This window comes from Oricola sp. (assembly GCF_965230365.1).
In the GTDB taxonomy this organism is placed as follows: Bacteria; Pseudomonadota; Alphaproteobacteria; order Rhizobiales; family Rhizobiaceae; genus Oricola.
Window position 1 is genome coordinate 1405997 of sequence record NZ_OZ246003.1, and the last position, 21856, is coordinate 1427852.

22 protein-coding genes are annotated in these 21856 nt (G+C 63.1%); 13 read left to right on the forward strand and 9 right to left on the reverse strand.

From position 1 onward, the window contains the following. Window positions 1–54 precede the first annotated feature (54 nt). On the forward strand, window positions 55–1353 hold the full coding sequence (locus tag ACO06R_RS06800; RefSeq protein WP_421857645.1) for a hypothetical protein: 1299 nt from the start codon (window positions 55–57) through the stop codon (window positions 1351–1353). Between the two features lie 182 nt (window positions 1354–1535). Next, window positions 1536–2567, forward strand: coding sequence for an autotransporter outer membrane beta-barrel domain-containing protein (locus ACO06R_RS06805; protein WP_421857647.1), 1032 nt, complete (start codon window positions 1536–1538; stop codon window positions 2565–2567). 121 nt (window positions 2568–2688) lie between these two features. Here ACO06R_RS06805 and ACO06R_RS06810 read toward each other — a convergent pair whose 3' ends face one another. Continuing rightward, complete coding sequence (locus ACO06R_RS06810) at window positions 2689–3117, reverse strand: hypothetical protein (protein WP_421857649.1); 429 nt, start codon at window positions 3115–3117, stop codon at window positions 2689–2691. A 79-nt stretch (window positions 3118–3196) separates the two neighbouring features. Between ACO06R_RS06810 and ACO06R_RS06815 the strand changes: the two genes are divergently transcribed. From ACO06R_RS06815 to ACO06R_RS06835, 5 genes are all read left to right on the forward strand, one after another. Further along, the gene (locus ACO06R_RS06815; protein ID WP_421857651.1) at window positions 3197–4027 is read left to right on the forward strand and encodes a helix-turn-helix domain-containing protein; all 831 of its coding nucleotides are present in this window, start codon (window positions 3197–3199) and stop codon (window positions 4025–4027) included. A gap of 93 nt (window positions 4028–4120) precedes the next feature. Continuing rightward, entirely contained in the window at window positions 4121–6505 is a 2385-nt protein-coding gene (locus ACO06R_RS06820) for a putative bifunctional diguanylate cyclase/phosphodiesterase (RefSeq protein WP_421857654.1), read from the forward strand. A 147-nt stretch (window positions 6506–6652) separates the two neighbouring features. Further along, on the forward strand, window positions 6653–7177 hold the full coding sequence (locus ACO06R_RS06825) for a PRC-barrel domain-containing protein (protein ID WP_421857657.1): 525 nt from the start codon (window positions 6653–6655) through the stop codon (window positions 7175–7177). 116 nt (window positions 7178–7293) lie between these two features. After that, window positions 7294–8019 (forward strand): extensin family protein, encoded by a 726-nt coding sequence (locus ACO06R_RS06830; RefSeq protein ID WP_421857659.1) that lies wholly within the window; start codon window positions 7294–7296, stop codon window positions 8017–8019. A 16-nt stretch (window positions 8020–8035) separates the two neighbouring features. Further along, entirely contained in the window at window positions 8036–9538 is a 1503-nt protein-coding gene (locus ACO06R_RS06835; RefSeq protein WP_421857661.1) for an ArnT family glycosyltransferase, read from the forward strand. 6 nt (window positions 9539–9544) lie between these two features. Here the strand turns inward: ACO06R_RS06835 and ACO06R_RS06840 are convergent, their stop codons facing one another. Together ACO06R_RS06840 and ACO06R_RS06845 are read right to left on the reverse strand one after the other, a co-directional pair. After that, window positions 9545–9934, reverse strand: coding sequence for an acyl-CoA thioesterase (locus ACO06R_RS06840; protein ID WP_421857664.1), 390 nt, complete (start codon window positions 9932–9934; stop codon window positions 9545–9547). A gap of 148 nt (window positions 9935–10082) precedes the next feature. Further along, window positions 10083–10541: a hypothetical protein gene (locus ACO06R_RS06845; protein WP_421857667.1), complete on the reverse strand. Its 459-nt coding sequence runs from the start codon at window positions 10539–10541 to the stop codon at window positions 10083–10085. Between the two features lie 49 nt (window positions 10542–10590). On the opposite strand from ACO06R_RS06845, the gene ACO06R_RS06850 reads away from it, so the two are divergent. Both ACO06R_RS06850 and ACO06R_RS06855 read left to right on the forward strand, forming a co-directional pair. Continuing rightward, window positions 10591–11814: a mandelate racemase/muconate lactonizing enzyme family protein gene (locus tag ACO06R_RS06850; RefSeq protein ID WP_421857670.1), complete on the forward strand. Its 1224-nt coding sequence runs from the start codon at window positions 10591–10593 to the stop codon at window positions 11812–11814. Beyond that, window positions 11811–12164: a cupin domain-containing protein gene (locus ACO06R_RS06855; RefSeq protein WP_421857673.1), complete on the forward strand. Its 354-nt coding sequence runs from the start codon at window positions 11811–11813 to the stop codon at window positions 12162–12164. The genes ACO06R_RS06850 and ACO06R_RS06855 overlap by 4 nt, the downstream gene beginning before the upstream one ends. Before the next feature lie 69 nt (window positions 12165–12233). Here the strand turns inward: ACO06R_RS06855 and ACO06R_RS06860 are convergent, their stop codons facing one another. After that, window positions 12234–12470: a DUF1344 domain-containing protein gene (locus ACO06R_RS06860; protein ID WP_421857676.1), complete on the reverse strand. Its 237-nt coding sequence runs from the start codon at window positions 12468–12470 to the stop codon at window positions 12234–12236. Between the two features lie 388 nt (window positions 12471–12858). Beyond that, window positions 12859–13752, reverse strand: coding sequence for a DMT family transporter (locus ACO06R_RS06865; RefSeq protein WP_421857678.1), 894 nt, complete (start codon window positions 13750–13752; stop codon window positions 12859–12861). A gap of 151 nt (window positions 13753–13903) precedes the next feature. Here ACO06R_RS06865 and ACO06R_RS06870 point away from each other — a divergent pair, with 151 nt between their 5' ends. Next, window positions 13904–15505 (forward strand): EAL domain-containing protein, encoded by a 1602-nt coding sequence (locus ACO06R_RS06870; protein WP_421857681.1) that lies wholly within the window; start codon window positions 13904–13906, stop codon window positions 15503–15505. 85 nt (window positions 15506–15590) lie between these two features. After that, complete coding sequence (locus ACO06R_RS06875) at window positions 15591–16685, forward strand: DUF1176 domain-containing protein (protein WP_421857684.1); 1095 nt, start codon at window positions 15591–15593, stop codon at window positions 16683–16685. A 28-nt stretch (window positions 16686–16713) separates the two neighbouring features. On the opposite strand, the gene ACO06R_RS06880 is transcribed toward ACO06R_RS06875, so the two are convergent. Beyond that, the gene (locus ACO06R_RS06880; RefSeq protein WP_421857687.1) at window positions 16714–17613 is read right to left on the reverse strand and encodes a LysR family transcriptional regulator; all 900 of its coding nucleotides are present in this window, start codon (window positions 17611–17613) and stop codon (window positions 16714–16716) included. Between the two features lie 131 nt (window positions 17614–17744). Here ACO06R_RS06880 and ACO06R_RS06885 point away from each other — a divergent pair, with 131 nt between their 5' ends. Both ACO06R_RS06885 and ACO06R_RS06890 read left to right on the forward strand, forming a co-directional pair. Next, entirely contained in the window at window positions 17745–18470 is a 726-nt protein-coding gene (locus ACO06R_RS06885) for an SDR family oxidoreductase (RefSeq protein ID WP_421857690.1), read from the forward strand. 128 nt (window positions 18471–18598) lie between these two features. Next, window positions 18599–19546, forward strand: a complete 948-nt coding sequence (locus ACO06R_RS06890) for an aldo/keto reductase (RefSeq protein ID WP_421857693.1) — start codon at window positions 18599–18601, stop codon at window positions 19544–19546. A 31-nt stretch (window positions 19547–19577) separates the two neighbouring features. Here the strand turns inward: ACO06R_RS06890 and ACO06R_RS06895 are convergent, their stop codons facing one another. The 3 genes from ACO06R_RS06895 to ACO06R_RS06905 all read right to left on the reverse strand — a co-directional run bounded on the left by ACO06R_RS06895 (window position 19578) and on the right by ACO06R_RS06905 (window position 21735). Next, complete coding sequence (locus ACO06R_RS06895) at window positions 19578–20075, reverse strand: DUF1499 domain-containing protein (RefSeq protein ID WP_421857695.1); 498 nt, start codon at window positions 20073–20075, stop codon at window positions 19578–19580. A gap of 16 nt (window positions 20076–20091) precedes the next feature. Continuing rightward, window positions 20092–21198 carry a PQQ-dependent sugar dehydrogenase gene (locus ACO06R_RS06900; RefSeq protein WP_421857698.1) on the reverse strand — a complete coding sequence of 369 codons (1107 nt, stop codon included), beginning with the start codon at window positions 21196–21198 and terminating at the stop codon, window positions 20092–20094. A 72-nt stretch (window positions 21199–21270) separates the two neighbouring features. Beyond that, window positions 21271–21735, reverse strand: a complete 465-nt coding sequence (locus tag ACO06R_RS06905) for a hypothetical protein (RefSeq protein ID WP_421857700.1) — start codon at window positions 21733–21735, stop codon at window positions 21271–21273. Window positions 21736–21856: the final 121 nt, after the last annotated feature.

A 21856-nucleotide genomic window follows, 5' to 3' on the forward strand; every position in this document is an offset into this window, starting at 1 on the left:
CAGATTGCCGGGGCCCGGCGGGGCATCCTGAAGCGAAAGCGAAGGAGAACCGCCATGAGCATCCGTCCAGTCGCATTTGCCGCCATCGCCGCCGCGATCGCGCTGCCCCTGACAGACACCGCCGATGCGGGGGGCATCAAGTTCAAGCCCAAACCGCAGGTTTCCGTTTCGCCGGACGTCGACATCCCGTCACCGCGGGTGCGCGTGAAGGTGAAAGTCAAGCCGCAAATCAAGGTCAAGCCGAAGCGGCAGGCCGTTGTCGCGAACGCGCCGGCCGCCGCACGGGCCAAGCCGCAACAGCAGGCGAACCGGTCGAGCCCGCAGGACCAGCGACCGCGCCACCAGATCGCGCGCGCCGATTTCGTCGCCGTGATCCCGACCGCCCGACCCGATATCGAGGCGCATGCCCGCGCCATCGCCGATGCCGCGCGTGCGGCGAATGCCGCACAGGCCGCCCGCGAGGCCGGCGAGGCCGCACGTCTCGGCGACATGCGCGCCGGCGCGACACCGGAATTCGGTCTCGCCATGCCGGATCTGGACCGCGAGATTCCGTCGAACCGCGACCTTCTGGGCGCACCGCAGGTGGAGCGCGCCGGCTGGACCTTCGGCGACGACATCGCCGGCGCCGGTTCGATCGGCGGGCCGCAGAATTCGCATTCGCGCGAGACGCCGGCCAATCCCTGGGCCGTGACGCCGGGAACAATCGCCGCGGGCATGGCGGGTATCGCGGGCACCACCACGACTTACGTCGAGGGCAGCGTCCTGCATCTCAAGGTGGCCAGGGCGGATGGCACCGTGACCGTGACAAAGATCGATTCCGATCCGCAGGCGCCTGCCCGCAACGGCCACGAAGTCGCCACTGCCGAGAGTTCGGTGACCTACCGGACAGATGGCACCGAAGCACTAGGGAGACGCACAGTGTATGAAGATGGCTTCATCGTCGAATCCCGAAGGACACCCTTCAGCCACGGCGTGGTCATGTTCGATGAGACCGGCGGTTACCGGTGGAACCACAGAGGTCCGCGGACACAGCAGCCCTACCATCGCATGTGGCAAACCGATCCCGAAGCCCCGACACGGCTGGTCAATCCCGACTACACCGGCCCCGGCGGCTGCCAGTCGATGGACTGCATCCTGAAGGGCGGCAAGCCCAAGGGCGTGACGCTGAAGGACCTGACCGACCAGAGCCCCAACCAGGTGCTGCCGGCCGCGCCCGACCATGCCACCGAAGGTACCATGATGAGCGGAACACCGATCCTCACGCAGCACGATGTGTTGTCGACCTATATCGAGGAGCGCACCACCGGGCCTGCCACCAACATGCAGGACCTGTGCTTCCACTCCGAGTGCTGATCCTGTCCGTATGAGCAGTAACGCCCCGCCGGGCCCGGCGGGGCTTCTTGTTGCGCAAAGATCACGCGCGCGGTTTATTCGTCGGCGTTGCTGGCGAATACCGTGGCAAGCCCGTACACTCGAAGTCCGGTTTGCAGCAGGCGGATGGCTTGATGGTCCGACAGGCAATGCTCCGATACGCAATGCTCCGATCGATCGTGGCGCTCGCGGCGGGCGCGCTGTTGGCGTGTGGCTTGCAAGCGGCCTCGGCACAGGAATTCAACGAAATCCAGGCGGTGATCAAACCGCAGCTCGCGCTGGAGCGGGCCCGCGAACTGCGCCGGATCATGCGCAATCGCAGCGCGGAGCTGCTGCACCGGCGCATGGACCCGGATGGGCAGGACATCGCCCCATTGTTTTACGGCGAGGGTGGGCAGGTTCCGGCGGAGGACACTTCGCCGGAGCCGATTGGCGTCAATCTGTGGCTGGAGGCCAGCGGCGGCCGGCTGGAGGACAATGCTCCGCTGCGCGCCTATGATGGCACCCAGTTCATCGTAACTGCCGGCGCCGACCGATCCTTCGGCGAACGGTTGATCCTCGGCGTGCTCGGTGTTCACAGCGGCAACGATATCGACAATGTGTTCGTGCCGGGCAGTTCGTCGACGCGTGGCCTCGGCGCTGGCGGCTATGGCGCGGTCTTCCTGACTGACACGGTGATCATGACCGGTTCGGTGCTGCATATCTGGACCGACAACGAAGCTGGGTCGGGGGTCGTGACGGCTGCCTATGACTCGCGCGAATGGACCGGCAATCTGGCAGTCACGAGCTATCATTTCTCCGGCGACTGGCAGTTCGCGCCGAGCGTCGGCATCAGCTATAGCCAGGAGCGGGACGACGCCTATACGGATTCCTTTGCGACATTCAATGCGGCATCGACGACGCGGACCGGTTCGGTGTCGTTTGGTGCGAAGGCCGCCTACACGCATGTCATGGATAACGGCGTGAGCGTGGAACCGAGCCTTGAGGCCGAAGGCGAGTGGATCTTCGAACGCTCGACAACGGCGACCAGTTCGATGGCGCCGGATACAAGCGACTTCGACGCCAGCGTGACCGCCGGCATCGATCTGGCGATATCGGAGGCGGTGAGCTTGTCGTTTTCGGGCACGGTCAGCGGACTTGCCAGGTCCGATTACATCTCTACGACCGGCGGCGGCCGGCTGTCGGTGAGTTTCTAGCGGAAGTTGTGGCCGGAGCGGCTTTTGTGAAGGGCGCACGGCCGGAGACCCGCCGTGCGACTCGTCTTTCGCAAGGGCGGGTGTTCGAGATTCGGTCGGAATGTATAGGTGTTCCGGCCGCTTACGCGGCGCTGATGCGCGCCCGCTGCGCCAGCGGCGCCAGGATCAAGGCGAGGAAGCCGAGATTGCCGATGACATTCAGCGGGGCACCGGCGGCGACCGATCCAATGCTGTCGACAGCGAACCAGATCAGCGCGCCTTCCGCGATCAGCAAACGGGCGAGTTGCGGGTCCTTTGGATAGACGCGCGTTGCCGTCAGCCACATCATGGCGCCCCAGCCGGCCATGACGCCGCCACCGATCGCGGCCAGCAGGCGCGTCTCGCGTGCGGCAATCTCCTGTGCGCCGTCGACGGGCCAGAAGATCACATCCGCCAGCACCCGGGCGGGCCAGGATGCCGCGGGATGGGAGGCCATCGCGACCAGGATGCCGGTCGCGATGATGAACCCGGACGCGTATTTCAACCAGGTGACGGCCGCATTTTCCGACATGAGTTATCTCCTTTCTCCGATGATGGGTGCATTGTTGCCGCCCACATGCGCAATACAATTACCTTGCAGGTAAGTGTGGATGGCCGTGTTTCGGGCGAATGTGCGGCAGCCGATGGAGGGCAGCATGGATACGGCGTTTGGCGATGTGCTGAAGGAATGGCGTGGCGCGCGCCGGATGAGCCAGCTCGATCTCGGCCTGGCGGCCAATGTGTCGGCGCGGCACATCTCGTTTCTGGAGACCGGGCGGTCGCGACCGAGCCGGGGAATGGTGCTGCAATTGGCCGAAACGCTGGACATTCCGCGCGCTGCGCGCAACCAGTTGCTCAACGCGGCGGGTTTCAGCGCCGCCTATGCGTCGGGGTCGATGCAGGACAGGGAGATGGCGCCGGTGACTGCTGCCATTGAGCGGATCGTGTCGCGTCATGATCCCTATCCGGCGTTTCTGCTCGACCGCCACTGGCGGCTTGCCGGCGCGAACCAGTCCGGCGCGCTCGTGACGGGCGGCCTTGGAATTGGCCCCGACGAAAGCCTGCTGGATGCAATGACCGAGCCGGGGCGCGGCGCGGCGATGATCGAAAACTGGGGCGAGGTCGCACTGCACATGCTGGCGCGGCTGCGTACCGAAAGCGCGCATCTGGGCGGCGATGCCATTCTCGATGCGGCGATTGCCATACTTGCCGGCGATCCGGAGATTGCAGATCGCAAGGACCATGCGCCGCTGCCTGCCGTGCTGCCGGCTCGCTACATAATCGGCGGACAGCGTTATTCAGTGTTTTCTGTGTTCGCGCAGTTCGGTTCGGCGGAGGATATCGCGCTTGCCGATCTTCGTATCGAGATGCTGTTTCCCGCCGACGAGGCGACGCGGGCATTGTTCGAGGCAGGCGCCGGGACTTCGCCTTCGGCGCACTGACTGCCGCAGCGGACGTCACGTTAGGTCTTTGTTATTGCCTCTGCGTTACAAGCCAGCCCGTTTTGATTAAGTGATTTCGCCTCGAAGGGCAAAATGGGATTTGTAGCACGCAGGCTTGCCGCGCTGGAACGCGCGCATTTGCATGATCTCGATATCGGCGAGGAAACGATGGGCCGACTTCGAGCTGTACAGCAGAACCGGCTGTGCTCGGTCGCCCCTTTGTTGATCTTCTTCGGTTTGGTGTGCAGCCTGGCCGTGACGATCAGCTTCCTGGCTCACGGACAGGGCGGCACGATCCTGGCTTGGTTCGTCGCCGTTGGCATCTACTCGATTCACAGCCTGCACAATGCGGGAAACAGGAATCGCAAGCCGGATGCCGAGTCTACCGGTCTCGATACTCTGTCGCGCCTCATTCGCATGACCTGTGTCTATGCGGTCCTCTGGTCGGTCTTGCCGGTCATGACATTGGGCATTCAAGACTTTCATTTGAGCTTGCTGATCGTGCTCGTCGTCAGTTCCATGATCGGTGCCGCCGCCATGACGCTGGCGTCGGTTCCCATAGCGGCCAAGACCTACGTCGTGGTGTCTGTCGCCATCTGCGGTGTCGTGTTGCTGCTCAACCGGACTCTCGAGTCGATTGTCGCCATTCCGGTCGCCATCGGCTTCGGGCTGTTGCTGGTCCAGTCGGTCAACACCAACGGGCGGGCATTCGCCGGTTCGTTCCTGACAAGAACCAGGCTGCGCGAGCAGGCGGCCACGATCGACATCATGCTCAAGGAATATGAGCAAGGCGGACGCGACTGGGTCTGGGAAGTCGACGGCGATATCGCAGTCAGGCGCGGTTTGGATGAACTGGCCGCGGCCTGCCGGCTCAGGCCGGAAGCCATGGCGCGAGCCATCATGATCAATGCAGTGCGCCACCCCAAGAGTGCTGCTGCCGAGATCACCGGCTTGAGCAAACTCAACATGATGTTCCAGAAGCGGCGGATCATCCGCGACTACATGGTCTCGGTGACCGGCAAGGACGGTGCAAAACACTGGTTTCGGATCAATGGAAAACCGCAGTATTGCGATCAACACCTGTTCTGTGGCTACCGTGGTGTAATCTCCGATGTCACAGAGGAGAAACAGGCTGAACGCAGGGTCCATTTTCTGGCCCATTTCGACCCGTTGACCGGCCTGACCAACCGGGTTTCATTTCAGGAAAACCTCGAACTGGCGATCCGCGACTTTCGCAGCGGGCGCTCGCGTTACGTGGTCCTTTATCTCGATCTTGACGGTTTCAAGGCGGTCAATGACATGTTCGGGCATGCGGTCGGGGATGCGCTGCTTCAACAGGTCGCCGGCCGTATTCGCGACTGCGCCGGAGACGATGACATTACAGCGCGCATCGGTGGTGACGAATTTGCCGTCCTGGTGAAGGCCGACGACCGGCTGTGCAAGACGGAAGCGCTGGCGAAGTGCCTGATCGACGAAATCCAGCGGCCGTTTGCCATCGACAGCAACAGCTGTAGCGTCGGCGTTTCGATCGGTATCGCCGAAGTCGGAATCCACGGTGTTACCACCGCCGCGCTCATGCGCGCGGCCGACATCGCGCTCTACCGTGCCAAGCAAACCGGGAAGGGCAAGGTCGTCCTCTTCGACAAGCAACTCGATGCCGTCGTGCGCGAACAACTTCATCTGGAAGATGAGTTGCACAGGGCGATCGAGCGCGAGCAATTCAGCCTGAACTTCCAGCCGTTTTTTAGAACCAGCGAATGCACGCTGGCCGGTTTCGAAGCCCTTCTGCGCTGGAAGCATCCGACACTCGGCGATGTGGATCCGGCGCGCTTCATTCCGTCCGCCGAGCGGATCGGCATCATCGGCGAACTGGGCAACTGGGTGCTCAGCGAGGCCTGCCGGGTGGCCGCCGGGTGGCCGCCACACCTGTCCGTCGCCGTTAATGTCTCAGTGCCGCAGTTTCACAAGGACGGTATCGTGACGGCGGTGCGCGATACGCTGAAACAGACCGGCCTGGACGGAAAACGGCTGGAGATCGAGATCACCGAGCAGGTGTTTGCCGACAATCCCGAAGAGATTCTGCGCTGCATGAGCGAAATCAAGTCGCTTGGCGTGACGATCTCGCTCGACGATTTCGGGACGGGTTACTCGAGTTTGCTCTATCTGCTTCGTTTCCCCTTCGACAAGCTGAAGATCGACCGCTCGTTCGTGAGCACCGCGACCAACAGCGCTTCGGCGGGCGATGTACTGGAAACGATCGCCATACTGGGCCGCAAGCTGAACCTGCGGACAACCGCCGAAGGGGTTGAGACGGCCGAGCAACTGGCGATGGTCGATGCTGTGGGCTGCACCTACAGCCAGGGCTTTCTTCTTGGCAAGCCGATCCGGGAGGACGAACTGGCCATATTCATCCTGACGCATAGCGGTCTGGACGTGCTGCCCGGCAAGTGCGGCCAAAGAAACCAGGCAACCGGCTAGAGCGAAAAACCCGACCAGGAAACGCTCTAACGCAACTGTGACAACGATGTGTGCGGAAGTGCACATCGGCGGGCCGGCCGGCATCCTATCTTCTGTTCAAAGGCGCGCGGAAAGCTCCGGGGCGCTGCCAGGGCAGAGGACAAGACCATGACAAGCAACACGAAGACCACGATGCCGGCTTCCGCAAAACGCACCGCTTTCGGTGCTGTAATTGCTGCCATTTCGCTTCTTGCCGGCCTGTCAATCGCCGCGTCCCCCGCCGCACAGGCCTTCGACCTGAACGCCGATCGCACCACCGACCGCATCGCTTACATGACGGCCTATTCCGACCCGATGCCGGAGCGTTTCGGCATGATGCTGCGCGAGGATTTCGCACCGCAGCCGGAGTTCGACTTCGAGGGTGAGCACGAGTCGAACGATGCGTGGCTCGGCATGTCGGTCGTCAGCGAAGAAGGCGTTTATCTCGGCTATGTAACCGACGCCTATATCGACGAGGACGGTACGCTCGACGAATTGCTGCTCGAGCCGGCTGGCGACGGCGTGTTGCATGATGCGGTTTATGTGCCGGCGCGTTTCGCCAAGCTCGGCGCGAACGCTGTGCAGTTGACCCTGACGGTCAACGCAATGGCGACGCTGGAAATCGCCGACGAATACGCGCTGCTGGCCGAATAGGCCGCAGCCGCGTTAACCCGCCATTAACGGCGTTTTCCAAGGCCCGGTTTACCTTGTGAGCCTATCCTTCCCGCGGGACCCGGGATCGACGATCCCCCAACGGATGGAATGGACCGATGCAGGCAAGCCATGCGGCCGGCTGCGCCGCACTATTGATCTCCAGCCTATTGCTGACCTCTTGCGGACTGCAGGACATCGCCGTGCCGTTTCCAGACCGCACGCAGACCTCGGCCATCGCGCCGTCCTTCGGACTGCCCGGCATGCCCCTTCCGGGCTTCGGCGAGCGCGATCCACTTCCGCCTGCCGAACAGCGATGCCGCAAGCGTCTGAAAAGGCTGGGCGTGTCGTTTCGCGATCTGCCGCCGATCCGCGAAACCGCCACATGCGGGATCGACCACCCCGTGGAAGTGGCAGCGCTGGCGCGCGGCGTGAAGCTGACGCCCAAGGCGACGCTGACATGCGACATGGCCGAAGAAATGGCGCGCTGGGTGCAGGGCGATCTCGCGCCGGCGGCGCGCACGCGCTACCTGACCGGCATCGCCGAGATACGCCAGACATCGTCCTATTCGTGCCGGCGCATCAGGGGCACGACGCGCTGGTCGTCGCATTCGACCGGCAATGCCATCGATATCGGCGCCATCAAGCTGAAGAACGGCCATGTCATCGACGTCCGACGGCAGGGGCTGTTCGCGTTCCGGGCGCGGAGCTTGCTGAACTCGGCGCGCGGCAAGGCCTGTGGCCACTTCAACACGGTGCTCGGGCCGGGTTATGACCGCGACCATCGCGATCACTTCCATTTCGATTTGAGAGAGCGCAGGAGCAATCGCCGGTTCTGCAGCTAGGCGAGTGGACCGCGGGATGCGTAACATCGAAACTGGCGAAAACGATGGGCGGAGACAGCCCGTCGACGCGGTGCCGACGATGGGGTGGCTGCTGTTGCTGGCCGTGCCGCTCGTCGCGCTCAAGCTCGCGCAACTGGTGCTCACGCCACCGACCGCCGACGAAGCCTATTACTGGCTGTGGGGGCAGCGACTGGCGCTTTCCTATTACGACCATCCGCCGCTTGTCGGCTGGGTGCAACGGCTGTCGGCCGAATTGTTCGGGTGGACCCTGGTCGGGCTGCGGGCGGCGCCGGCCGCCAGTTTCATCGCCTGCATGGTTGTGGTCTGGTACTGGTCGCAGCGGCTTGCACGGGCGGTTGCGATGCGGGTGTTTCTCGCCGGCGTGATCGTGTGGCTGGCGATCCCGATGCTGACGCGCATCCAGTCGCTGGCCCATCCCGATCACCTCTTGATCCTGTTCGGCGTACTGGCCGGCCATTTCTGGGCGCTGTTCCATGACGGACTGGAAAACGGCGAACGGCGCTGGCGGTTCTTCTATCTCGGCTGCGCGGCGCTGGGGTTGGCCGGCCTTGCCAAGTATAACGGCGTCTTCATCGGGCTCGGATTTGCGGCCTGGGTGCTGCTGACGGCACGGGCGCGCGGCCTGCTATTGTCGCCGCATCTGTGGGCCGGAGCCGCGCTGGCCGTGGCGATGCAGGCACCGGTAGCGGCGTGGAATGTTGCGCATGACTGGCCGAGTTTCCGCTACAATCTCGACAGTCGCATCGGCCAATCGCTGCATGATGGCTTTTTGGGGAGCTTCACAAGTTTCGCGCTCATGTCGGTGATGATGCTGTCGCCGGTCGTCGTGGTAGCGCTGGTTCGGTTCGTGGCCGGCCGAGGCGTTCGAAACACGCCATTCGAGACCAGCGGCCGCTGGGTCCTCATTGTCTCGACGCTTGTCTTTACGGCGCTGTGTGCGTCCAACACGGTGCTGCACTACTGGAACCTGGCCGCCTATCTGCTCTTCCTGCCGGTCGCGGTCTTCTACCTGAATAGCCGGCTAGAGTTCTCGATCCACGCCGCCTACGGCGTGCTCATCGGGATCTGGATCGTTGCGCTCCAGGCGGTCTATCCGGGTTACAAGATGAATGGCGGGGCGATCCGCGACAACGACATCGCCTTCGGCACGGCAGAAATCGCGGAGATCGTCGAGGCGGAGGAAGAACGTATCGGCGTCGATCTCATAGCGACGACCGATTATCGTACTGCCGCGCTGCTGGCATACCGCGCACAGCGCCTCGATATCGTCAGCATCGGACCGAGGCGTGATCAGTTCGACTTCTGGTTCGACGCGAGCGCCCACAAGGGCGCCGACATGCTGCTGCTTGCCGACGATTACCTGCCGGTCGATGACGAACTGGAAGGCGCATTCGAGCGGGTGACCAAGGTGCACGAGTTCACGATCACCCGCTTCGGGTTTGCGATGCACAGCTACCGGCTTTATCTCGCCGAGGGCTTTTCGGGCGCGCTCGACTGAACAGTCTCAGCGCGGGATCGGCGTCGGCTTGCCGTCGGAGTCGAGAGCGACCATCACGAAGCGCGCCGCGGTCACCTTCTCGCGCAGCTTGGTCAGATAGCGCTGCGCCCAGGCTTCCACCCGCAACACCATCGAGGAACGGCCGATCCGCTCGATATCGGTGTAGACGCACAGCGTGTCGCCGACCTTGACCGGCATGTCGAAGGACATCTCGTTGACCGCCGCCGTGACGATCCGCCCGCCGGCGATCTCCGCGCCACGGATGCCGGATGCCAGGTCCATCTGAGACATCACCCATCCGCCGAAAATGTCGCCGGCTGCATTGGTATCGGCTGGCATGGCCAGTGTGCGCAGTGTCAGCGCGCCTTGCGGTTCGTCATTGGTGGGGTTTGCCATTATTTCTGCCATTCAGTTCGTCTTGCCCCTTTCAAGGCGATTTGCCGCGCGGGTGCAAGCGGCCATCGCAGAGCCGTCTTTCGATCCGGCCGGTTCAGGCGCGACCAGATCGGGTGGTGATGCGCAACGTGGTCGCTTGCGATCGAAGTCAGCTTATCCCGAACATGTTTTTCCAGTTGGCAGCGGTCATGCCGGCCCGGTACTCGGACAGCATCGCCGGGTCGAGAACCTCGACGAGAAGCCGGTTCTCCAGCCAGATTTCGATGCAATGGAAAGGTCCGCGACTGCAGATCTGCGTCGTCCAGCCGCGTTCCTGGCCTAGCCTGACGATTGCCTCGCGTGGAAGCGGCGAAGCGATGGCGGCGTGGGCGAAGGTCGGTAATCCGTCGGGCGCGCCGACGCTGCATTCGATTGTCTCCGGGCCTGGGACGAGCCGGTGCGTCAGCGGGTAGACCTCGATTGCCGTGCCGTCATCGGCTTGCGCAAACGCGATCCAGCATCCCGGGAAGGGCGGGAAAGGGAGATGTTCGCCGCCGAGGATCGTGGCGAGAAACGCGGAAATGCCTTCGGGATCTGCGGCATTGATCGACAGGTGAAGCAATGCCATGAACGGTCTCCATGTCATCCGCCGGGCAGTCTAACCCACGAGGGACGAAATGCATATCAAGGATATCGAAACCTTCGTCGTCGGGACGCCGGACAGCGCGCCAGGCGGGCGTTACTTCATCTTCGTAAAGCTTACGACCGATGGCGGCGTGACCGGCTGGGGCGAGGCCTATGGCGCGTCCTTCGGTCCGCATGCCATGGCGGTGATGATCGAGGACGCGGCGGGGCGGCATCTCGCCGGGCACGATCCGCACGACATCGAGGCTTTCTTCCGGCGCTGCTACTCCTCCGGCTTCTCGCAGCGCCCGGACTTGTCGATGATGGGGTGTTACTCGGCGCTGGAGATGGCCTGCTGGGATATCATCGGCAAGGAGGCCGGCAAGCCGGTGCACAAGCTGATCGGCGGCCGGGTACACGAGGCGCTGCGTTCCTACACCTATCTCTACCCCGCCGACGGTTCGATCTATCCCGACGAAACAAGCGGCAAGACGGTCTACAACGATCCGGATATGGCCGCCGAAAACGCGGTCAAATGGGTGGAGCAGGGATTTACGGCCGTCAAGCTCGATCCGGCGGGGCCGTACACGATCCACGATCCGCACCAGCCGCTGTTGACCGACATCGAGCGTTCGGCGGCGATGCTCGCGGCGATACGCGAAGCGGTCGGCACGCGCGCCGACATCCTGTTTGGCACGCATGGCCAGTTCACCCCGTCCGGGGCGGCGCGCATGGCGCGCGCTATCGAACCATACGATCCGCTTTGGTTCGAGGAGCCGGTGCCGCCCGACATGCCGGAAGCGATGGCGGAACTGGCGTCCAAGACCTCGATCCCGGTGGCGACCGGCGAACGGCTGGCCACCAAATACGAGTTCGCGCGGTTGCTGGCGCTTGGCGCGGCGCAGATCGTGCAACCCAATCTCGGGCGGTCCGGCGGCATTCTGGAAACCAAAAAGATTGCGGCGATTGCCGAGTTGCATCACGCGACAGTGGCGCCGCATTGCTATTGCGGGCCGGTCGTCGCCGCGGCCAATATCCAGCTTGCCGCAACGTTGCCGAATTTCCTGATCCTCGAAGCGATCAAGGATTGGGGCGGGTTTCACGGCGAACTGTTAAAGCGACCGCTAAGGCTCGATAACGGCTACACAATCGTGCCCGACGCACCGGGACTTGGCGTGGAAGTCGACGAGGATGTGGCGCGGGCCCATCCTTATGACGGGCCGCATCTGCATCTCGGCATGGCGGAGGAACCGGTGCAACCGGAGGGGAATGGATGAACGGAAAAATCAATCTCGCCGACAAGCTGGCGCAGTTTACTGAGCATTGGCAACCACGCATCGTCGGCTCGTTCAACGGGCACGATCTGATGGTGGTCAAGGTGAAGGGAGAGTTCGTCTGGCACTCGCATCCCGACACCGATGATTTCTTCCAAGTGTTGAACGGACGGATCCGTATCGAGATGCGCGACGGCGATGTGGAACTCGGGCCGGGCGAAATCTATGTCGTGCCGAAGGGTGTCGAGCATCGGCCTGTCGCTGAAGAGGAGGCCGAACTGCTGCTGATCGAGCCGGCGGGAACGCCGAACACCGGCGATCCGGAAACGGCGGTTTTCAAACCGCACATTTAGGACGCAGGCGCGTCGGGATGGCGGGCACGAGCGCCGCCATCCCGACCGGCGCCGGAAGGCGCCGATCCGTTACATCTTTTGAACGGCGGTCACCACGGCCATGCCGTCCTCGTGGGTAACCTTGATCACGTCGCCGGCGGCCAGCGCGTCCAGGTCGATCCCCTCGGCGGCGGTCCAGGTCGATCCGTCCTCAAGGACGATCGTGCGCGTCGCCTCGTCGACACTGGCCACAACGCCGTCGCTTTCGGCGGCGATGGATGCCAGCATCGAACCCGCGAGCGCCGAACCGGCGAAGATCGCTGTCATCAGATATTTCATAATCGAAGCCTTTCGTTTTCGGTTTGATGCCGCCGGCCACGCCATCCGGTTCCAGTCGGGAAGGGGGCGAGACAGCGTGCCGGCGACGGCCTGAATTAGGCCCGCAAGCGGTGTGGTTTCAAATCACGTTCGGTGAAATTATCTTAATGATTACAATGACATAATTGCCCTATGTTGCCGTTGTTGCGCCACATTTGCGACGCGCGACAGACATTCGCCGGAGAATACAGGCACTTGCCGTGGCGCAAATGTGGCAGCCCGGCGGCGGGTCCCGCCTCGCCTTGTGGCGAGGTTGCGCAAGGTCATCACGGTTGTCCGAAAACTGTGCCGCCAGGCTGCGGCGGTCATGGCTTGTCCACAAGCACGGCGCAGCGCCTCAAACCGGCTCACCGGCCTTGCGCCGGAACATCGGGACGATCTCGACGGTCAACATGGCAAGGAAGATCAGCGCGCAGCCCGCATAGCCGGTGGGACCGATCCTTTCGCCCAGTAGCCAGGCGCCGAACAGCGCGGCAAACAGCATTTCCGAAGACAGGAAGATCGCTGCCTGCGGCGCGGTCGTGTAGCGCTGTGCGACAACCTGGATGGTGAAAGCAATGCCGCCAGAGATGATGCCAGCAAACAGGATCTCGCCCAGCGACGGCGGGATCATCGACAGGCTGATCGTCTCGACGAACGGGGCAATCAGGATGCCAAGCACAGCGCAGACGGCAAACTGTGCGCAGGCGAGTCGGAACGGCCGGTCGTCACCGACGACCCGGCCCAAATACTGGACGTGGCAAGCCCAGGCAAAGGCACAGAAGACGGTCAGCCAATCGCCGACCGTGAGCGCGGTCAGGTTGCCGCCCGACAGGAGATAGATGCCGCCCAACGACAAAATGGCGGCGGGCCAGATGACCGGATGCGGCCAGATGCGCCAGACCGCGATACCGATCATCGGCGTGATGATGACATAGAGGCCGGTCAGAAAGCCGGAATTGGTGACCGTTGTGGTCAAAAGGCCGATCTGTTGGGCCGCGAGCGACAGGAATAGCAGCGAGCCGAGGATCACGTAGCGGCCGGACCGGCGCGGCGCCGGAAACAGCGGCAAGCCGGCGCGCCGCGCCTCGATGATCGCGAGCGGCAGCACTGTCAGCGCAGCGGCGGCGAAGCGCAGACCGGTAAAGAAGACCGGGCCGATGTTCTGCATGGCCGTTGCCTGGGCAATGAAGCCGCCGCCCCAGATCGCACCGGCGGTCAACAGCAGGAGATTGGCGTTTGCACGGTTCATTGCCGGATCCGTCGTTCGGGTAACTTGCAGATAACCTAGGGAAAACGGGAGGATTCCGCCTCGAAGGATTCCCAAGGGAAACTTAATGCGTTGGTTATGTTTCGGCTGGTACTGATCGCCAATGCAAGTGAATTTGGCAAGCCGCTGGACTATGTCACCGCGTGCCGGTCTTCTCGCCGCGGTGCTCGCCCTGATTTTCATCGTCAGCATCTTCGCAGCACGCGACATGTTTGTTGCAAACCAGAACAAACGCACGATGGATGCGTTGGCCCACAGCCTCGTCAACCGAAGCGAACTGGCGTTCGACTATACTGTCGTCAAACTCGCGGCGTTGCATGAGACCGGTTTGATCGATTGCGGGCCGGAGTCGGTCGTAGCACTAAAACATACCGTATTCGTGTCTGGAATGGTCAAGGACATCGTCGTGCAGGCAAATGGCACAGCCTGTTCGGCGACAGCGTCCGGGCTGGCCGCCGTGTCGGCCCTGGCACCGGGCGGCGGGTTCCCGGCGCGCAATACCGATTTCCGTGTCTCGGCGCTCGATATCGAAGGCGTTCCGGCCTCAGCCGTTACCTGGGCCGTGTCTGAGACGATCGTGGCCACCGTGATTCTCAACACCGAGGCGCTGGTTTTCGATGCGTTGCCGCTCAAGCTGCGCGACCAGGGCCGAGCGGTGCTGTATCTGGCGGATGGCATCGAGCTTGGTGCCTTTCAGGGAGCGGGCGCACTCAATTCGATGGACAATATGCGCTTCGATGCGCAATCGGAACGCTATCCGTTCGCCACATATGTCAGTGTTTCGAGCGATGCGCTCGCCGAGTTCAACATGGAACGCAACCCGGTCCGGGTGGCCTCCTCGATTTTCGTTTGTGTTGTCCTCGCTATCCTGGTCGCGCGCGGCATCATGCCGCCGACGCCTTACCACCCGTTGCGCAAGGCGTTTCAGCGCAAGGAGATCCTGCCGTATTTCCAGCCCAGCTACGACCTGAAAACCGGCAGGATCAGCGGCTACGAAGTCCTTGCGCGCTGGCGTTTGCGCGACGGGACGACACTGTCGCCGGTTTCCTTCATCATGGCGATCGAGGAGAACCGCCTGACCGGACAGCTCCTACAAACCATGGTCAGTGAGACCGGGCGGCTGATGCGCGAGATCATAGACGCGTCGCCGCAGACGGGATTTGCCTTCAATGTCACTCCGAGCCAGATCATTGACCGCGACTTTCCGGAAAAGCTGGCCGGGGCGCTGAATGAAGCGGGTCTCGATGCCTCTACCGTCGTCATCGAGATCACCGAGCGCGAGGCTATCAGAGACGAGAAAATGGCCATCCAAAATATCGCCGTACTGGCGCGGCGCGGGATCGCAACGGCTATCGACGACGCCGGTACCGGACATAACGGCCTTGCCGCCTTGCAGCGATTGGGCGCATCCGTCCTGAAGATCGACAAGCTGTTCGTCGACACGGTCGACCGGGACCCACGTGCGGCGGCCCTGATCCACATGCTGGTTGGCGTGGCGCGCGATTACGGCATGAAGACCATTGCCGAAGGCGTGGAAAACGCCGAGCAACTCTCCGCGTTGATCGAACTGGGCGTGGACGAGGCGCAGGGATACTATCTGAGCGAGCCCGTCGAGGCGCAACAGGCGATCGAGGAATTCGCACGCAATCGCGCCATGCTGCTGCAGCAGCAGATACAAGACGGAGCGGATGCCGCCGCAACGGACCGCGAAGAGCTGTTGGACAAATCGGCCTAGGCGCGGACGCGGTAGGGACTGGCTTGCAGGGCCGCGCTGGGATAGCGTGGCGGCCAAGAACCGAGATAACCCACAAAGAAACATCATGCGCTTATCCGCGACCGGATTTACCGATGCGTTGCGAAGCCCGGCAAGGGCGCTTTCCCTGCTTCTGATCATAGCCGCCGTGCAGGGCTGGGCGGTCGGCGATGCCGACGCCAGCCAGTTCAAGCGCATCCGCGATATCTCGGTCCGCTGCACCAATGCGCTCAGCTGCGACTTGTTCGCCTACAACGCCCAATCGGAACTCTATACGCTGGCGTTTCGGCGCGGGGCGGCGACCGACGCGCCTGTGCGGCTGGTGCTAGGCGTGCGCGAGACGCTGGCGGCCGGCTCGGATGTGACCTTCGAGATCGATGGTGCGACGGTTTTGCGGCTGCCGGTCGGTGATCTCCGATATCGGGCGGCGGTCTATGAATATCTCTATGGCGGCGAGGACGAGATCGCTACGCTGATCGCCGCCGCCAAGCGCGGACGAACGCTGCGTGTCAGCTACCGTGCCCGCAGCCTTGATACGGTATCGGCATTCTCGCTGGCGGGCTTCGTCGACGGGCTGGCGTTCATGGATGAGGTGCAGGGCCGGGCCGGGCGCGCCGATGCGCTGCATGGCGGCGGACCAAGCGTTGGCGACAATGAACCCGCCGTCCGCACAATCTCCGCATTCTCGCAATTGCCGCTCAGATTGCGGACCGAATTCACAAATCCGGTTACCGGCGTCTGTGCTGGGCTCGATGAGGGCCGTTTCGCGACACTCGGCGGTTTCGAGGCGCAACTGGACGATGGTGCGCTGCTGCTCGGCCTGCCCTGCGGTACGGGGAGCGCTGAAAACCAGGCCTATGCATTCTGGCGGCGCGATGTGGCCGCCATCCGCCGCGTGGCGCTGCCGGCGATGTCGCCGGAAGGGCCGACAACGACCGACACGGCTTGGAATGTCGTCTGGGACCAAGAAAACCGGCAGCTTACCGGACTGTTCAAGAGACAGACCGCGGGCAATTGCGGCAGCTATGACCGTTGGGTCTGGCGCACTGGGGCCGAAGGCGACGCGTTCGTCTTGAAAGAAAGCCGCGCCAAGGCCGACTGTGCTGGCGATGTGGCCGGCGGGCCGGAGACCTGGCCCGCGCTCTGGCCGCCGGAGGGATAAGCGACCGGCCGGTTGGATTTCCGGTTTGTCAGGTCGGCCGAGATGGCGTGTTCAGCGACTTGCGAACAAGGTTTCTTAGCCAGATGTGGCGAGGATCCCGGTCGAAGCGGGTATGCCAGAGCGCATAGTACGAAATCTCCGAAATGTCGAAAGGCAGTGACCGGATGATCATGGTGCCGGGGTGACGGCGGCACAGTTCCTCTGCGACACGGGCCGGAAGGGTCGCCAGATAGCGGTCGCCGAGGAGCGTAGGGTTGACTTGAAGAAAGACCGGGACCGATAGCCGGATCACCCGACGCAGGTCATGGGCGGCAAGTACCTCGTCGATGCGGCCTTCGCGCATGCCGAGCGGAGCAACCATGACATGCTCGTGCTCGGCGAACTCCTGAATTGTGAAAGCGCATTCGGCCAAAGCATGGCCTGCGCCCATTAGGCAGACAAAGCGGTCATCGAACAGGCGGCTCTGTTTGAGCCCCTCTGGCGCATGCCAATTGACGCTGACGACCAGATCGACCCGACCCGCCTCGAGGTCCTGAAAGGAGTAATCGGGATTGAGTGGTACGAAGGTGAGGCGCAAGCCGGGCGCCTGTTCCTCAAGGGCCGGCACAAGATGGGCAAGCAGGCTTTCGCAGACTTCGTCGGTCGTCGATATCGACAGGATCCCGTCCAGCAGCCGCGGCTGGAACAGGCGAGCCTCCGACAGCGCTTCGGCCTCGGCGAGAATGGTGGCGACATGGGCGCTCATCCAGGTTGCGCGGGGCGTCGGGCGCATGCCCTCGGGTGTGCGAATGAAAAGCGGGTCCCCATAGGCGGCGCGCAGTTTTGCCAGATGCTTGCTTACCGCCGACTGGGTAAGCCCAAGTGCCTCGGCCGCCTCCGTGACACCGCCATGATCCAGCATCGCCTGGAAGGTGGCGAGAAGAGGCAAGGTTTCCAAATTCCATTTTGTCATAGTTTATATGAATAACATTCCATTGCGGGTATGCAAGTCCGCCGCTAGGTGAAGGCACGGAAGCGCGGCCCGGACGGCCAGCGCAAAACCGCGAAGGTTATCGTACCATGAACCCGGATCTCACCGGCCAGAAGGTCGTCATCACAGGCATAACCAGCGGGATCGGCCGTGCAAGCGCCGAACTGCTGCTGTCGCGGGGAGCCGAAGTGTTCGTCTCGGCGCGCAGCCAGGCAAAGCTAGACAAGGCGCTTGGCGAACTGGACGGACCGGTCTCTGGCCACGTGCTCGATTTGCTCGACGTCGATGCCATTCCCGCCTTTTTCGACAGGGTCGGACAATTCGACCATCTTGTGACGCCGGCGGCGTCCGGCATGTTCGCACTGATCCGCGAGATGGACTTTCCTGCCGCCCGCGAAATCCTGGAATCCAAGCAGTGGGGCCAATTGCAGACCGTGCATCATGGTGTCCGCAAGATTTCCGAGAAAGGATCGATCACACTGTTTTCCGGAACGGTCACGCAAAAGCCACTGCCGGGCGCAACGATGTTCGCGGCCGCGGGTGGAGCGACCGAGGCGGCGGCCCGCATATGGGGGCTGGAACTGGCACCGATACGGGTGAACACCATCGCACCGGGCATTATCGACACGCCGGTCTGGGCCAATCTGATGGGCGACGAGGCCGCTGCCGAGGCAAAGGCCGGGTTCGCGGGCTCGTTGCCGGTGGGGCGGGTCGGCACAGCCGCGGACGTTGCCAAGGCCGTGGCCTTCCTGATCGACAACGACTTCGTTAACGGCATCACGCTGGTTGTAGACGGCGGTCATCGGCTTATCTGACGTGAGGGCGCATAAAAGGCTTCACGCCCGGTGTTCTGGGCCGCCGACGGTTGCGGCGCCCCTATCTGCAAGTCCCGGGCCTTCGTGGCCACGCACCTTCAAAGCAGTTCTCGACAGGGAGCAGATCAATGCGCAATAGCCAATTGGGTCAAGGTCTGACTGTTCACTCCATCGGACTGGGGTGCATGGGCATGTCGGAGTTCTACGGCGATGCCGACGAGGCGCGGAGCCTCAAGGTGCTCGACAGGGCGCTGGAGCTTGGCAGCAACTTCTGGGACACGGCCGACATGTATGGCCCGTTCGCCAATGAAGAACTGCTCGCCAAGGCACTCAAGGGCCGGCGGGACAAGGTGACGCTGGCGACAAAATTCGGGATCGTACGGCTTGCGGGCAACGAGCGGCAGATCGACGGACGCCCGGACTACGTCAAGGCGTGCTGCGACGCGTCGCTGAAGCGGCTCGGCGTCGATGATATCGATCTTTACTACCAGCACCGGGTCGACCCAGCGACGCCAATCGAAGAGACCGTGGGTGCGATGTCCGAATTGGTAAAAGCCGGCAAGGTGCATCACATCGGTCTTTCCGAAGCCGATCCGGCAACAATCGAGCGTGCACACGCGGTGCATCCGATCACGGCGCTGCAAACGGAGTATTCTCTGTGGACACGCGAGATCGAGGCAGAGATCCTGCCGACGCTGCGGCGGCTCGGAATCGGTTTCGTCGCCTATTCGCCGCTCGGGCGTGGCTTTCTGACTGGCGCGATCGGTTCGCGCGACGACCTGCAACCGGGCGACTGGCGGCTGAGCAATCCGCGTTTCTCCGAGGATGCGATGGCGGCCAATCACGCGCTGGTCGCCGATGTGCAAGCAATCGCCGCAGAAAAAGGTGTCAAACCGGGACAGATCGCGTTGGCCTGGGTGCTGGCGCAGGGCGACGACATAGCCGCAATCCCGGGCACCAAGCGGATTGCCTATCTGGAACAGAACGTTGCAGCAGGAGAGGTGCAACTCAGCACCGAAGATATCGCGCGCCTGAACGCGATGTCAGACATCGATATCAGCGGCACCCGCTATTGATCGCGGCCGGCGATTGGGCCTGTTTTCGTCGTCACCGCTGCAGCGCTTTGACGATCCCGTTCAGCCGGCGTTTGTTGTTGCCGGCGTCGGAATAACCGAGCTGTGCGCGGGCATAGGCGACGAGGCCGGTACCGCCATCCGGCAGTTTGACCGCCTCGAAGCTGTTGGTGTCGGGAAAGCCCATACGCGCCGTCCAGGTGACATAACGCAACCGTGCCGGATTGCTGCCGTCGTCAACGCGTTTGGCGGTCTCGCCGGTCTCTTTCAGCGCGGTGTCGATGCGGGCGATCAGCGCTTCGGGTTCAAGGTCGAAGCCGGGCAGTTCGCGGTCGATTTCGACGCCATTGCACAGGCCGGGCGTGCACATCAGCGCGTCATTGGGACGGCCGGTGCGCGACGGCGCGCTGCGCTCGAACGGGCCCAAATCGGGATCGCCGGCGATGCGTTTCCACACATTGGCGGGGCCGATGGCAAAGAAGGCGGCGATCAACGCGGCGAGAATGCCGGCGAGAACAAGGGTGGTCGTCATGGATTTCTTCCGAATGTCATTTGCGGGTGATGCGTACGATTGCACCGGGATCCTCGTCTGTCAGCAGGTAGACAGAGCCGTCAGGCGCGACAGTAACGTCGCGAACGCGTCCGAACTCGCCGGCCAGCATCCGCTCCTCGCCGACAATCGCTCCGGTTTCGTCGCGGTCGAGCCGCGACAGCAGACGGTACTTCAAGGCGCCGACAAGGAGATCGCCGTCCCATTCGGGAAACATCTCGCCGCGATAGACGGCAAGGCCGGAGGGCGCGATGGACGGGTCCCAGTAAAAGAGTGGCTGCTCGTAGCCAGGGGCGGCAGTGCCGCGGCCGATGGCGACCCCGGAATAATGGCGGCCATAGGAGATAACGGGCCATCCGTAATTCTTGCCGGGCTCGGGCCGATTGATCTCGTCGCCGCCGCGCGCGCCGTGTTCGACCGTCCACAACTGCCCGGTCGCGCTGTCGAGCGCCGCGCCTTGAGGGTTGCGGTGGCCTTTCGACCAGATTTCCGGCGCGCCGCCGCCATTGGCAAACGGGTTGCCGGCGGGAACCGCGCCGTCGCGGGCAATCCGTATGACTGCGCCGGCATGGTCGTCCATGTCCTGCGAGCGGTCGGCATCACCCCGATCGCCGGTGGTGACGAAGAGCGTGCCGTCATGCGCCAGTACGATGCGCGAGCCGAAATGCACGCCAGAACGGGTCTTGCGCGCCATCGAGAAGATGGTCTCGACGTTTGTGAGCTCCGGGCGGTCTCCAGTCCAGCCGGACAAAACAGCCCTTGCAAGCGCGGTTCCCGATCCGCCACGGCCGGGTTCGGAGAATGTGAAGAAGATCTCGCCGCTTTGTAAAAAATCATTCGCCACGGCGACATCAAGCAATCCGCCCTGGCCGCGCGCGGCGATTTGCGGAAGACCGGAGAGCGGCTGAGACAACTCGCCATCGCGGACGACGCGCAGCCGGCCGTCACGCTCGGTAACGAGGATCGAGCCGTCGGGCAGGAAGTCCATGCCCCAAGGATGCGAAAGTCCGGCGGCGATCACGCTTGCCTCGATCGTCACGCGGTCGGTGGTTTCGGTTACCGACTGGGCGGTGGCGGGGCCGGATGCCAGCATAAGCGCTGCCATGACGGCGAAAGATGTCCGGGTCATAAATCGCATAGGGCGCAGATAGGCCGACGCAGGGTTAATCCAAGACCACTAGCGCAAAAATTTGCGGCGGCGCTCGATCTCCGCGACGCTGTGCGCCAGGCTGCGGAACATGCGAAGGCTGAGGCCGATCATCGCTCCAAGCGCCATCGTCATGATTGCAACCAAGAGGGCGTGGTCGCGGCCCCGATCAGCCGGGCGCTCAACGAAAACACGGGCATCCTGCTCCATAATGCTGGTCAACGCTATGCGGCCGGCCGGAACGTAGGCCGCGGCTTTGCGAGCCGGCGGCTTTGCCATGTCGACGGTCTTCGACATCGCGGCCTGCGGTGCGGTTTGTTCCCAGTCGAGCGGCGCGTAGGGCGTCATGGCGTGAATGCCGCCGGCCAACGCGGTCGAGCCGAGTCCTGCGATCGTTATCAGGTTGACCAGCAGCACGGCGATGGCAACGAGAGCGGTCGCTCTGGCATCGCGGCGCACTTGCCGGCCGCGCATCCTGTTGAATCTTGTAAACATGTCGCGGTTCCCAACCAATTCCGCTTTCCCTTAGACGGGTCTTTGCGGCGCGAATCTGTGCCCATTTGCACAATGGCTTTCGAATGGGGCCGCTTCGCGCACACAAAAAGGCGCGTCGCGG